Here is a 12,579-nt window from a genome sequence, read left to right on the forward strand (position 1 = left end):
TACAGAATTGTAAATTTAAAATACATTTGCTGTAAAATACCAGAAAGGACGATAGAGAATTTTATGAAATTATTGAAAAAGTTTTTGTATTATTATAAGCCTTATAAGGTCCTTTTTTATGAGGATCTATTTTGTGCATTTGTAGTATCATTGGTGGATCTGGCATTTCCTTTAATTTTAGGGTATCTATCAACAACTATATTTTTGAAGGAAAAATCAGTTATACTGCATTCTATAATTTATATCGGCATAATTTTACTTTCCATTTATATAATAAAATATTTTTGTCAATATTTTATTGCTTCCTGGGGACATATAATGGGGGCAAGAATGGAGAACAATATGAGAAAAGATTTGTTTTATCACCTGCAAAAAATGTCCTTTTCCTATTATGATGAGAACAATACAGGACAGATGATGTCAATACTTGTTTCGGATTTATTTGACATATCAGAACTTGCCCATCATGGTCCAGAAAATGTATTTATATCTTCAGTTAAAATAATAGGATCCTTTTTAATACTTATGTTTATAAATCCTGAAATGACTTTTATACTTCTTGTGGTAACTGTGATAATGGTTGCATTTTCGTTTTATCAGAACAAAAAGATGCAGAGAATATTTTTTGACAATAGAAAGAAAATGGGAAATATAAATTCTTCTGTTCAGGACAGCCTTTTGGGAATAAGAATTGTGAAATCTTTTGCTAATGAGGATATTGAAAGGAAAAAATTTGATAAAAACAACAATGCATATCGTGTTTCAAGGGAAAAAAGTTATAAAGCAATGGGAAGATTTATAGCCGGAAATACATTTTTTGAGGGACTTTTATATGTAGTAGTGATTGTGGCTGGTGGATTTTTTATAGCAAATGGGTCATTGAGGATATCGGACCTTGCTGTATATGCACTGTATATAAATATATTTATAAATCCTATAGATATACTTATAAATTTTGCAGAGCAATTTCAGAAGGGATTTGCTGGTTTTAAGAGATTTATGAATATAGTGGATACCAAACCTGGAATAGTTAATAAAAAAGATGCAGTTGAGCTCAAGAATGTAAAAGGTGACATAGAGTATAGAAATGTTTCATTTAGTTATAATGATGAAAAAAAGGTACTTGACGATGTAAATATAAAAATAGAGGCTGGCAGAAAAATTGCATTTGTTGGACCTTCAGGTGGAGGCAAGACAACCTTATGTTCGTTACTCCCGAGATTTTATGATGTTTCATCAGGTTCTGTAATGATAGATGGTATTGATGTGAGAGATGTTACCCTTGAATCCCTTAGAAATTCCATTGGTATAGTACAGCAGGAGGTATATCTGTTTTCGGGGACACTTCGGGACAATATAAAATATGGAAGGCCTGATGCATCTGAAGAGGATGTGATAATAGCCGCCAAGGAAGCAAATATACACGACTATATAATGAGTCTTGACAATGGTTATGATACTTATGTAGGAGAAAGAGGGGTCAAGCTTTCAGGAGGCCAGAAGCAGAGAATTTCCATTGCGAGAGTATTTCTTGAGAATCCACCTATATTGATTTTGGATGAGGCAACATCGGCACTGGATAATGAAAGTGAGAGCTTCATACAAAAGTCTCTTGAAAAGCTTGCAAAAAATAGGACTACCATAGTTATTGCCCACAGACTCAGTACTATAAGAAATGCAGATGAAATAATAGTTATTGATGATGAAGGAATAAAAGAAAGGGGAAGCCACAAGGAACTTCTGCAAAAAGACGGACTTTATGCTTATTATTACAATATGCAATTTGAGGGATTAGATATAAGAAAATAATGAATATATATTGATTTAAAGGTCAATATATAAATATTGTAGTGATTGTATAAGGGGCTGTACTTATGATAAGCAAAATTATAGCAATGGTTTTTAGAAGTTTCTTTATGTACATTATTTTAGTAATATTAGGTAGAATTATTGGAAGAAAATTAATATCACGAATAACATTTTATGATTTTATAGTGGGGGTTACTATTGGATCTATTGCAGTAAGAATAGCACTAGGTCCGCAAGAATCACCACTTTTAGCTGTGATATCATTAGTTGTTATTAGCATATTAGTTGTTATAACAGATTATTTAAGTACTAAGAGTTTTAAATTTAGAATATTGCTAGATGGAGAACCGGTTGTAGTAATAAGTAATGGAAAGATATTAGATTATAATCTGAAAAAAATAAAAATTACAATAAGTCAGCTAATTATGCAATTAAGAGAAAAAGATATATTTAATATAGAGGATGTAGAGTTTGCAATTATAGAAAGTGATGGAGAATTAACGGTTCTTCCTAAAATAAATAAGCAGTTAATAACAGTTGGTGATTTAAATATTCAAAGAAAATATACTGGCTTAACAAGTGATATAATTATTGATGGTAAAATAATGTATAATAATTTAAAAGCTGTTAATCATGATGAACAGTGGGTTAAAGAACAACTTGAATGTCATAATATTTATGATATAAAAAAAGTATTTTATGCTGGATTGAATTCATCGGGGATTTTATATATTTCAGTAAAAACAAAATAGTTTCAAGAAAAATTTGTTCATTATGCAAAGAGTTGTTATTTATTTAACATATATTTAATATTTTCTTAACAATATAAGATTAAGATAAAATAAAAGTTACAATACCGATAAATTAATTATGATAATTCTTATACACAAAGTAAGCATTTTGAGATAGCCCTTCGGATGCTTACTTTGTGTATTATTGCGTATAGAAATAATAAGTAGACTGAATTTTCAGTAATAAAAAGGACTAGGTATTTCCTAGTCCTTTTGTGATATATCCATTTATGGACAAATTTTTATGTTAATAAATATATTGAATCAAGGAAGGATTTCATAGTAATAAGAAAAGGAGGTCAAATAAATGTCTAGATATAGAAAGAAACCTGTTGTAATTGAAGCCATACAGTGGACAGGTAAAAATATAGATGAAATAGCTGGATTTATGAGTAATGGAACTTATTACTATAAAGATAATAAACTAATAATTATAACTTTAGAAGGCAATCACATTGCAAGTATAAATGATTATATTATAAAAGGTGTAAATGGGGAGTTTTATCCGTGTAAACCGGATATATTTAAAAAAACCTATGATTTCGTAGGAGATTAAGATTATGGAGGTAGATAATTATGATAAATGTAAATGATATTATAGCAGTGGGTGGAGTTTTAGTAGGAGTAATCGGGATAATGTTTGGACTGGTACCTTATCTAAAAAGAAAAAATATTAATGCTGAAAAGGTTCTTGATACTACTGGAGATGTATTAAAGGCGACAGAACCACTTATCCAGGTAGCTAAAGCAATACCAGCCTTAAAACCTGCTGCAACACTTGTAGACTGGATTGAACAGAAAGCAGCTGCGGGGGTAAAGGCAGCTGAGCAGCTCTATCATGCCGGAAGCCTGCAGAGCAACGAAGAGAAATTCAGAGCCGCACAGGAGACTGTATATGCTGCACTCAAGGAAATAGATGTAACTCCAACTGACAATCAGAAAAAATTGATAGATGATTTCATCCAGGAAGCAGTAAACGATCTTGGACATGCAACCCCTACTGAGGCAGAGAGAAATGCACAGATTGCGAAAATACAGCATGAGCTGGCAGCAGCACAAGCTGAAAATGCGCAATTGAAGCAAACTGTTGCTACTATACAGAGTACTGCAGGTGTTGTACAAAAATTATAAAGCACAAAAATAATTATACCCCGGGGAATCCGGGGGTTTGTTTCTAGCTTAAAATGGATCTGAAATTAAAAAATAAAACATAAATAATTTAGTTGATATGTATGAGATAAAAATGATATTATTATTTTAATATGATAAATATTAGAAAATTTAAAGTGAAATTCAACATATCATTCAAGTTTGACAAGTAGTTAACCGATCTGTGGCTCCAGGATTGATTGGAGCTCCAATGCGGGAAACCCGCAAATAAAATAAATTTCTATATGTTGTATGTGGCACCTGACTAAAAGTTGGGTGTCATTTATTTGTTTGTGTTTAGTAGGTTTAATTTGAAATATTAACTTTACAAGAACATATGTTCTATGGTAATATGAACTAAATGAGGAGGGAAATACATGGATATGTTTGATAAGTTAAGAATTCTCACTGATGCAGCGAAATATGATGTAGCCTGTACTTCAAGCGGAGTAGATAGAAGGGCAGGAAAAGGTGAAATTGGAAATTCTGAAACTTGTGGAATATGTCACAGCTTTGCTGCAGACGGAAGATGCATTTCACTTTTAAAAATTCTTATGACAAATATTTATGCATATGACTGTAGATATTGTATCAATAGAAGATCAAATGATATTCCAAGAGCTTCCTTTACACCACGGGAATTGGCAGATCTTACAATTAACTTTTATCGCCGGAATTATATTGAAGGACTTTTCCTCAGCTCAGGCGTACTTGAGAATCCTGATTACACTTGTGAAAAAATGATTGAGGTTTTGAGGATACTTAGAGAAGAATATAGATTTTTTGGCTATATACATGCTAAAGCAATTCCTGGGGCCGACAATATTCTTATAAAAAAACTTGGTATGTTTGCTGATAGAATGAGTGTAAATATAGAATTGCCTTCACGAAATAGTTTGAAGCTTCTGGCACCAGATAAATCCAGACATTCTATATTTAATCCAATGGGATATATTAAGAATGAAATACTGAAAAATTCAATTGATTTAATAAAATATCGCCACTCACCAAAATTTGTGCCTGCAGGACAGAGCACCCAGATGATTGTAGGTGCCACTTCTGATACGGATTTTCAGATACTTAATTTATCTGAAAGCCTCTACAAAAAATATAAATTAAAAAGAGTTTTTTTCTCTTCATATGTGCCTGTTTCCAAAAATCCAATTATGACATGTACAAACAGAGAAACACTTTTATTGAGGGAACACCGTCTTTATCAGGCGGATTGGCTTATAAGATATTATAAATTCAAGGCAAATGAGATTCTGGATAGTAATCACCAGAGTTTTAATCCATATGTAGATCCAAAATGCAATTGGGCATTAAATCATATGGAGAGTTTTCCTATAGATGTAAATAATGCGCTTTATGAAGATTTGCTAAGAGTTCCAGGAATTGGGGTAAGAAGTGCGAAAAGAATTATATATGTGCGAAGGAATACTAGCCTTGATTTTTATATACTTAAGAAACTTGGAGTCGTGCTTAAAAGAGCACGGTATTTTATAATATGCAATGGGAAAACAATGGAAAATCTTAAAATTGATCGTGCTTCGGTGGTAAGATCATTAATGTCCAAAAGTGAAATTAATAGATATTATAGAAATTTCAATTCAGAAAATGGTTTTGAACAGTTGTCATTTTTCAATAAACTGCTGCAGATATAGGGGGAATGTAAGAATGCTTAAAAGATCAAATATCATTTATGAATATGATGGAAGTTTTGAAGGACTTATGTGTTGTGTATTTGAGAGTTACTACAGAAAAGAGATTCCGCTTGATATAATCCAGCGGTTTAAAGCACAGACAACTTTCCTTCCATCGATAAAAATTGTGACGGATCCAATCAAATCTGGAAGAGTAATTAAATCCATACCCGAAAAAATAGGAGGTCAGGTTCTCAATTTTATAAAGTGTGCATTTTTAAGCTGCATTTCTCAAAAAGAACTATATATACTGCTATTTTTAAGAAAAGGATATTATTATGGTCCCAAAATTATGACCCTGCTTGCAGATGAGGTAGTGAATAAACTGTTTAAAGCAGTTGAATATTTAAAAAATGAAAGTCATCTTATAGAAGGTTTTTTAAGATTTTCTATTTTCAACAATGGACTTGCAGCACAAATAGAACCTGTAAATTATGTTTTGCCTATTATCGGAAGACATTTTTGCAGCAGATATCCTGAAGAGTACTTTTTAATTTATGATAAAAACCATGATATGGTGCTCATTCATAGTTGCTGTGAATACTCGATTATTTCAGCTGAAAATTTCATTATGCCTGATGCTGATGAAGAGGAAATACATTTCAGAAAACTGTGGAAGCTTTTTTATAATACTATTGGGATAGAAGAACGAAAAAATCCAAAGTGTCGTATGAACAACATGCCAAAGCGATATTGGAAATACATGACTGAATTTTTATGATAAAGACCTGACCCGAAGATAGTTAAAAAAGTATTAAAGATGACAAAGCAATGCATCGATATATATAAATAAATTAATTTATTGGGTTGGGGGCTTTTTTATGAAGAGTATTAGAAATAAAATAACCTTTTCTGTATTGGGATTAACTGTAGTATTGCTATTATGTTCATTAGCTGGAAGCTATTTTATAGCTAGAAACGCGCTTATAAACCAATACGAAGAAAAGATGAAAGAATCATCTCAAAAATATTCGGAAATTATAAATGCCTGGCTGGAAAAACAAACTATTGAATTCACAAATATTGTTAAAAGTATGGATGACAATAATATTGTTGGTAATGATAATAAGGCACTGGCATATTTGAAAGAAAAGTTTAAATCAAATCCTAATATTTCTGATTTGTATGTTGGCTTTGAAGATAAACATTTTATTGATGCATCTGGATGGACACCTCCATCAGATTATGATGTTAAAATGAGGGCATGGTATAAAAATGCAATTGCATCAAATGGACTTGTGTATGTACCTTACTATGATATGGTAACTAAAAAAATGGTTGTCTCCATATCAATGCCTCTAGTTAAAAGTGGTAAAGTTATAGGTGTAATATCAGAAGATATGAAAATGGATGCAATAACAAGTGTAATAGAGAAGGCGGAGGTAGCTAAAAATGGCTATGGATATTTATTAGATGATAAAAATAATGTACTTGTTCATCCATATAAGGATTTAAAACCATCAGAGGATAAACTTAAAAATATAAATGCTTTTATGCAGGGAAAATACAAATTAATTGGAAATGGCAACAGGTACATGTACAATATGAAAGATTATGATGGAACAGGCAGATATTTTGTATCTTCAAAAGTTAAAATATCCAATTGGACTGTGGGACTTGCAGTGCCTGAAAGTGAATTTTCAAAATCACTTTATTCATTGATTTTTTTAAATTTTGTTATACTGGTGGTCTGTATAGTAGCGGCAGCAGTGGTTTCTAAATATCTTGGAAGAATGATATCACAGCCTATAGGTAATATAAGGCATGTTATAGAGCAGATGGGAAAGCTAAATCTTAAATATGATGAAAATAAATTGGACTGTGTAATAAGGAATAAGGATGAACTTGGAGCTATAGCAGGAGACCTGAAATCACTTTCTAAAATACTTGTTGTTGTGTTTTCTGATTTAAAACGTAGTTCACGTGATATACTTGAAAATTCACTCAATATTGGAAATGAACTGGATGAAACTTCAAAATCAATAGATGAAGTTTCAAAGACTACAGATGAGATAGCAAAAGGCTCAGTAATCCAGGCAAATGAGGCAAATCGGTGTACGGAGGAACTGAATGATTTGTCCTCCAGAATCAAAGACATATCTGACATGTCAGTTAAAGTTAAGGAGCATTTTAATTCCACAAGGTCCATCAGTGAGAATGGAATTGAATCAATAAAGATCTTAAATGAAAAACTTGAAGATAGCAGTAGGGCTTCTGCGGATGTATCAAAGAGCATGAAAAGCCTTACGGAAAAATCAAGATCAATAGATGAAATAGTTGGAACAATACAATCTGTATCAGAACAAACAAATCTTCTCGCATTAAATGCGGCAATTGAAGCTGCAAGAGCGGGAGAAGCAGGAAAAGGATTTTCTGTAGTAGCTGATCAGGTAAGGATTCTTTCAGAACAAACAGGTGAGGCTGTAGGAAGAATTTCAGTTGTAATAAAGGAAATACAAGGTGAAATAGAAAATGCAAGGTTAAGTGTGCTGAATTCCACAAGTGCCAACAATGAGGCAAACAAGAGCATGAAACAGTCTAATGAATCTTTTTCTACAATTGAAAAACATATGGATGACATGCTGTCAAATATAAATTTACTGGTTGTAAAAATCAATGAAGTAGATGAAAACAAAAATTCAGTTGTTAAAGCTATAGAGAATATATCAGCTATTTCCCAAGAGGCATCTGCAGGAAATGAGGAGCTGGCCGTCTCTGTTGAAGAGCAGAACAATTCTATAGAAACTATAAATGTAAATATGAAAAAGTTGAAGGATATATCTGATAAGTTGAATGAATCTGTAGGTAAGTTCAATATTTGATAAAATGTTGTAAATATAAAGTAGTGCTGCATATATATTATATAATGGCAGGGGGAAGAGGTGATGTTCATGTATGATCATCTGGTTAATTTTATCAGTTGCCTGGGATTCCCTATAACAGTCAGCATATATCTGCTTTTGAGATTTGAAAATAGGATTTTATCACTTGAAAAATCTATTTATAGTCTCAAAGCTGACTTATCAGCCGTTATTAAATGCAGGAAAGGGAAACAGAAATAGTTCTGTTTCTCCTCCTTCTACTTAATTCGATTGAAAATAATTTTCAGGATATATAAAATTGTCTTTTAGTTTTTTTACTTTTACTATATTTTCATAGCAGGATATAATAGGTATTCTAAAACCATATGTCCTGATTTCATATTTTCTGTAAATCTGAAGTCCTCCATATATATCATCGGAATTGAATTTAAATTCAACTAAGCTGTTGATGTCCTTGAATGTCCTCACATTTCCATTATCCATCTGGGCGTAAATCATATATATGCTTTTGTCATGCTGTTTTTTTATTTGTTTATTTGATACAGTAATGGTATAAGTATGTCTGAAAAAGTGTGGAGATAGAGCAATTGTTATGAATACAAAAATAAGCACAATTATAAGTGATTTAATATTAGATTTGTTTCTTTTCATATGATCCCCTTGAACTAATAAACATGCTATATTTATTATTATTCTTTTTGAAGTCACATTAGTATAAAAAGAAACTATTTTTCAACATTTTTTATATCATTGCTTCTGTTTGTCACGTTTAAATTGTAGAATTCTTCATTTTCAGGAAGTTCCATTCTAAAACATGAACACTTTTGTATACAAACATTTGCATCTTTGACTGACAATTCACTTATATGACCTCCAAATTTTTTGTCTCTGCTTATAAAATGAAAATGATATCCAGGTACATTGAGACCTTCAACGTAAGCGGGACATCTAAATCCAACTATATGTCCTTCAATATTTTCATAGTCAAAGGTCGGTTGATCTTTGATAGCGTCTGTCATCAGCTTATATGGTATTTCTTGTTTTACTACAGTTCTGGTTTTTACGTGCCTGAAAATTCCCTTTATATAGAAAGCATAGAATATATTTTTACTTTCGATAAGAGTGTCAAGCTTTTCTTTTACATCTTCATAACAAGAGCAGTTTTTAATATTATATAAATTATAGTTTTCAAACTCTGTAATTACGGCAAAGGGAACGGATACATTTTCCAGGCAGGCATATACACTTCCGTCAGGTCTTGTTCTATAAAAAATGCCATTTAAAAGGGTAAGTTCTCCGTCAAGACCTTTAAAAGTTCCTATTCCAAAATTTCCTTTTTGGAGAAGCTTGCTTAAAGAAACACATCCGTCATATAATCCTGAAACAAGGGCATTTATTGTGGACATCTGGTATATGTGATTGGGAACTCTTAATTCATCCATTGACTCTCACCTCAAAACAATTATAGCATATTTTATGAAAATTTTAGATTACAGTAAATAATTTCATTAGTAATTTGATAGAATAATAATTAGAAAATATAGTTTGGAGATGAGAAAAATTAGCAGATGTTTTGTGAAAAATGCAACTGGAGTTTTGAAAAAGGTATTGATGTGTCCGCCAAAATATGCATATTTAAAGAAAGTAACAAGAAGGAATCATGGAGTTGAAATAGATAATGAAAGATGTTTGAAGGAGCATTCTGAATTGGTTGATGCATACAGGTCAAATGGTGTTGAAGTTGTTTTAACAAATCCTGATAGTAAATTGCATGACCAGGTGTTTTCAAGAGATTTTGGTGCTTGTATAAAAGAAGGATGGATATGTGGAAATTTTAGAATAAATACTAGAAAGGGTGAAACAGAGGCTTATGCAAATACCATGGATGAATTGGGAATTCCATGTGTTGCAAAATGCAGCAAGGGGTATTTTGAGGGTGGAGATTTCTGGATGCTGGATGAAAAAAACATAGCAATAGGAGTACTTGAGAGGACTGATGAAGCTGGTGTCGAGGAAATAAGAAGACAGATAGAAAAGTATGGCTATAATGTAATGTCAGTTCCAAGTCCGGAAAAATGTCTTCATCTGGATATGTGTTTTAATATAGTTTCTGAAAAACTTGCCGTAGCATGTAAACAGGTTCTGCCGGACAATTTTTTAAAAACTTTAGAGAAGCTGAATTTCAAAATTATTGATGTGGATAAAAGTGAATTACTGAAATGCTGCTGTAATCTTCAGGCTCTTGGAAATGGCAGGGTGGTATCTTTTAAAAATAATAAGAAAGTCAATAAAGCTCTTAGGACAGATGGAATTGATGTAATAGAAATTGATATAAATGAGATTTTTAAACATGATGGTGGCATACACTGCATGACCTTTCCGCTTAGAAGATAATTATTTAAAAGGAATTTTCCACTACTTGATGGAAAATTCCTTTTGATGTTATTTTCTCAAATCAGCTAAAAGTTTTGTTTTATCTTTTGTCTTGCTGTCTACGGCTTTTATTACTTTTGCAGGAGAACCTGCGGCTACCACATTTTCAGGTATATCATTGACTACCACGGAGCCTGCTGCTATTACAGAGCCTTTGCCTATTTTAACTCCCTCAAGTATAACTGAGTTTGCACCTACCAATACATCATCTTCCACTATGCAGGGTGACTTGCTTGGGGGTTCCAGTACACCTGCTACTACTGAGCCGGCACCAAGATGAACATTTTTTCCGAGCTTTCCTCTTGCACCTACTACTGCATTCATATCGACCATAGTGCCGTCACCTATTTCAGCACCTATGTTTACTACGGCACCCATCATTATTACAGCACCTTTTCCTATCTTAACCTTGTCCCTTACTATTGCACCAGGTTCTATTCTAGCATCTATATCCCTTAGGTCTATAAGTGGTATAGCTGAATTACGTCTGTCATATTCAAGCCTGTATTGCTTGATTTTGGACTTGTTGTTTTTAAGAAAATTTTCTACTTCATCACTCTCGCCAAAAATGACATGAAAGTCAGATCCACTGTAATCTTCCAAATTTCCTAAATCACATTCGGACAAGTCTCCCTTAAGATATATTTTAACAGGAGTGGATTTCTTGGATTCTTTTATGTATCTTGCAATTTCATAGGGATTTGTTAAGTCATAGTTTTCTTCCATATTAAAAATCATCCTTTCTTGACTTATTGAAACAAATTATAACATATAAAACTTTTAAAATCTATCTATTTAAAGTAACAAAACCCATTATAGAAAAATACCTTGATAATGTATAGTCTTATAAAAAGCAATAAAAATTCATATAGAATAGACGGAGGTTATTTACATGTATTGTATTGATGCTGGAAGTATTTATTGTCCATGTCATCTTGCAGAAACACTTGACTGTATACTGTGTTCCCAGCTTTCAGGGGAGAAGCTTTGCCAATGTAAGAATTGGTGCGGAGTGTGTATATATGAAAAATATATATCTAATGGGAATAGATCAAATAATTTAAGAAAAACTTATGACTGTCCTATAGAGGAAAAGGAAATTATTGAAAAAGATCTGTATTCCTTTATTTTTAGTGCACCTGAAAGCCTGGTAAGAGAGCTCATATATCCTGGAAGCTTTGTATTCTTAAGAAAAAGAGAAGACCCGATTTATTATGATGTACCACTGTCCATAATGGAAACAGATAAAAGTAAGAATACATTAAAAGTCATGATCAAGTCTGCCGGAACTAAGACAAAGAGTTTATTCAAGCTTGATAAAGGGGATCATGTATTAGTCAGGGGACCATTTTCAAATGGTATAATGGGGCTTTCCAATATATATAAGGCGAAAAATGGTATCTCAATAATTGCAGCCAGAGGAATAGGTATAGCACCTTCCATTCATGTAATGAAGGAATTATATTTAAACAATAACAAAATTATATCTATTGTAGATACCCAATTTAAGAATAACTTTGGAGAAAAGTATTTTAAGAAGTATAGCTCAAAAATTATGTATTGTAGTATGCTTCAGAATGGAGAGCTTACAGAGGGTTTTAAGTCTTTACTGGGTGAAATAACATCACAGAATGATATAAATTTGATTCACTGTGGGGGACCTGACATATTGACCTACAATGTTCTTGGCTTTGTAGATAACTCTATAAAGTTTTCATGTTGTAATAATGCAAAAATGAGCTGTGGCGAGGGGATATGTGCAAGCTGTACCAAACATTATGAAAATGATGTGGTTAAAAGATTGTGTAAAGTTCAGATAGATCCAAGGGATTTATTTAAAGATAGGAGATTGTTTTAAGGAGGCATTCTATT

General features: G+C 32.1%; 13 protein-coding genes. 10 read left to right on the forward strand and 3 right to left on the reverse strand.

The genetic code is table 11. The features are described from left to right. Positions 1-63 precede the first annotated feature (63 nt). The 8 genes from ACSVC9_RS01475 to ACSVC9_RS01510 all read left to right on the forward strand — a co-directional run bounded on the left by ACSVC9_RS01475 (position 64) and on the right by ACSVC9_RS01510 (position 8,514). Positions 64-1,809 carry an ABC transporter ATP-binding protein gene (locus ACSVC9_RS01475; RefSeq protein ID WP_446898622.1) on the forward strand — a complete coding sequence of 582 codons (1,746 nt, stop codon included), beginning with the start codon at positions 64-66 and terminating at the stop codon, positions 1,807-1,809. 65 nt (positions 1,810-1,874) lie between these two features. Continuing rightward, positions 1,875-2,561, forward strand: coding sequence for a DUF421 domain-containing protein (locus tag ACSVC9_RS01480; RefSeq protein WP_446898623.1), 687 nt, complete (start codon positions 1,875-1,877; stop codon positions 2,559-2,561). Between the two features lie 346 nt (positions 2,562-2,907). Further along, positions 2,908-3,156 (forward strand): hypothetical protein, encoded by a 249-nt coding sequence (locus ACSVC9_RS01485; protein WP_446898624.1) that lies wholly within the window; start codon positions 2,908-2,910, stop codon positions 3,154-3,156. A gap of 20 nt (positions 3,157-3,176) precedes the next feature. After that, a complete protein-coding gene (locus tag ACSVC9_RS01490) occupies positions 3,177-3,731 on the forward strand; it encodes a hypothetical protein (RefSeq protein ID WP_446898625.1) in 555 nt (184 codons plus the stop codon). A 395-nt stretch (positions 3,732-4,126) separates the two neighbouring features. Then, entirely contained in the window at positions 4,127-5,413 is a 1,287-nt protein-coding gene (locus ACSVC9_RS01495; protein WP_446898626.1) for a putative DNA modification/repair radical SAM protein, read from the forward strand. A gap of 13 nt (positions 5,414-5,426) precedes the next feature. Beyond that, on the forward strand, positions 5,427-6,173 hold the full coding sequence (locus ACSVC9_RS01500) for a TIGR03915 family putative DNA repair protein (protein WP_446898627.1): 747 nt from the start codon (positions 5,427-5,429) through the stop codon (positions 6,171-6,173). A 100-nt stretch (positions 6,174-6,273) separates the two neighbouring features. Next, positions 6,274-8,274, forward strand: coding sequence for a methyl-accepting chemotaxis protein (locus tag ACSVC9_RS01505; RefSeq protein ID WP_446898628.1), 2,001 nt, complete (start codon positions 6,274-6,276; stop codon positions 8,272-8,274). 69 nt (positions 8,275-8,343) lie between these two features. Further along, positions 8,344-8,514, forward strand: a complete 171-nt coding sequence (locus ACSVC9_RS01510; protein ID WP_446899781.1) for a YvrJ family protein — start codon at positions 8,344-8,346, stop codon at positions 8,512-8,514. A gap of 21 nt (positions 8,515-8,535) precedes the next feature. Here the strand turns inward: ACSVC9_RS01510 and ACSVC9_RS01515 are convergent, their stop codons facing one another. Beyond that, positions 8,536-8,925, reverse strand: coding sequence for a DUF1523 family protein (locus ACSVC9_RS01515; protein ID WP_446898629.1), 390 nt, complete (start codon positions 8,923-8,925; stop codon positions 8,536-8,538). Positions 8,926-8,999: 74 nt separating this feature from the next. Continuing rightward, the gene (gene budA, locus ACSVC9_RS01520; RefSeq protein ID WP_446898630.1) at positions 9,000-9,716 is read right to left on the reverse strand and encodes an acetolactate decarboxylase; all 717 of its coding nucleotides are present in this window, start codon (positions 9,714-9,716) and stop codon (positions 9,000-9,002) included. Positions 9,717-9,834: 118 nt separating this feature from the next. Here budA and ACSVC9_RS01525 point away from each other — a divergent pair, with 118 nt between their 5' ends. Then, positions 9,835-10,668, forward strand: coding sequence for a dimethylarginine dimethylaminohydrolase family protein (locus tag ACSVC9_RS01525; protein WP_446899782.1), 834 nt, complete (start codon positions 9,835-9,837; stop codon positions 10,666-10,668). Between the two features lie 48 nt (positions 10,669-10,716). On the opposite strand, the gene dapD is transcribed toward ACSVC9_RS01525, so the two are convergent. Further along, a complete protein-coding gene (dapD, locus tag ACSVC9_RS01530) occupies positions 10,717-11,433 on the reverse strand; it encodes a 2,3,4,5-tetrahydropyridine-2,6-dicarboxylate N-acetyltransferase (RefSeq protein WP_446898631.1) in 717 nt (238 codons plus the stop codon). Between the two features lie 166 nt (positions 11,434-11,599). Between dapD and ACSVC9_RS01535 the strand changes: the two genes are divergently transcribed. Continuing rightward, on the forward strand, positions 11,600-12,565 hold the full coding sequence (locus ACSVC9_RS01535) for a sulfide/dihydroorotate dehydrogenase-like FAD/NAD-binding protein (RefSeq protein WP_446898632.1): 966 nt from the start codon (positions 11,600-11,602) through the stop codon (positions 12,563-12,565). Positions 12,566-12,579 lie beyond the last annotated feature (14 nt).

This window comes from Clostridium sp. LBM24168 (genome assembly GCF_052953915.1).

Bases quoted from the DNA above. Each gene is read 5' to 3' on its own strand.
- ACSVC9_RS01475 (WP_446898622.1), top strand. From the start codon at position 64: ATGAAATTATTGAAAAAGTTTTTGTATTATTATAAGCCTTATAAGGTC.
- ACSVC9_RS01480 (WP_446898623.1), top strand. From the start codon at position 1,875: ATGATAAGCAAAATTATAGCAATGGTTTTTAGAAGTTTCTTTATGTAC.
- ACSVC9_RS01485 (WP_446898624.1), top strand. From the start codon at position 2,908: ATGTCTAGATATAGAAAGAAACCTGTTGTAATTGAAGCCATACAGTGG.
- ACSVC9_RS01490 (WP_446898625.1), top strand. From the start codon at position 3,177: ATGATAAATGTAAATGATATTATAGCAGTGGGTGGAGTTTTAGTAGGA.
- ACSVC9_RS01495 (WP_446898626.1), top strand. From the start codon at position 4,127: ATGGATATGTTTGATAAGTTAAGAATTCTCACTGATGCAGCGAAATAT.
- ACSVC9_RS01500 (WP_446898627.1), top strand. From the start codon at position 5,427: ATGCTTAAAAGATCAAATATCATTTATGAATATGATGGAAGTTTTGAA.
- ACSVC9_RS01505 (WP_446898628.1), top strand. From the start codon at position 6,274: ATGAAGAGTATTAGAAATAAAATAACCTTTTCTGTATTGGGATTAACT.
- ACSVC9_RS01510 (WP_446899781.1), top strand. From the start codon at position 8,344: ATGTATGATCATCTGGTTAATTTTATCAGTTGCCTGGGATTCCCTATA.
- ACSVC9_RS01515 (WP_446898629.1), bottom strand. From the start codon at position 8,925: ATGAAAAGAAACAAATCTAATATTAAATCACTTATAATTGTGCTTATT.
- budA (WP_446898630.1), bottom strand. From the start codon at position 9,716: ATGGATGAATTAAGAGTTCCCAATCACATATACCAGATGTCCACAATA.
- dapD (WP_446898631.1), bottom strand. From the start codon at position 11,433: ATGGAAGAAAACTATGACTTAACAAATCCCTATGAAATTGCAAGATAC.
- ACSVC9_RS01535 (WP_446898632.1), top strand. From the start codon at position 11,600: ATGTATTGTATTGATGCTGGAAGTATTTATTGTCCATGTCATCTTGCA.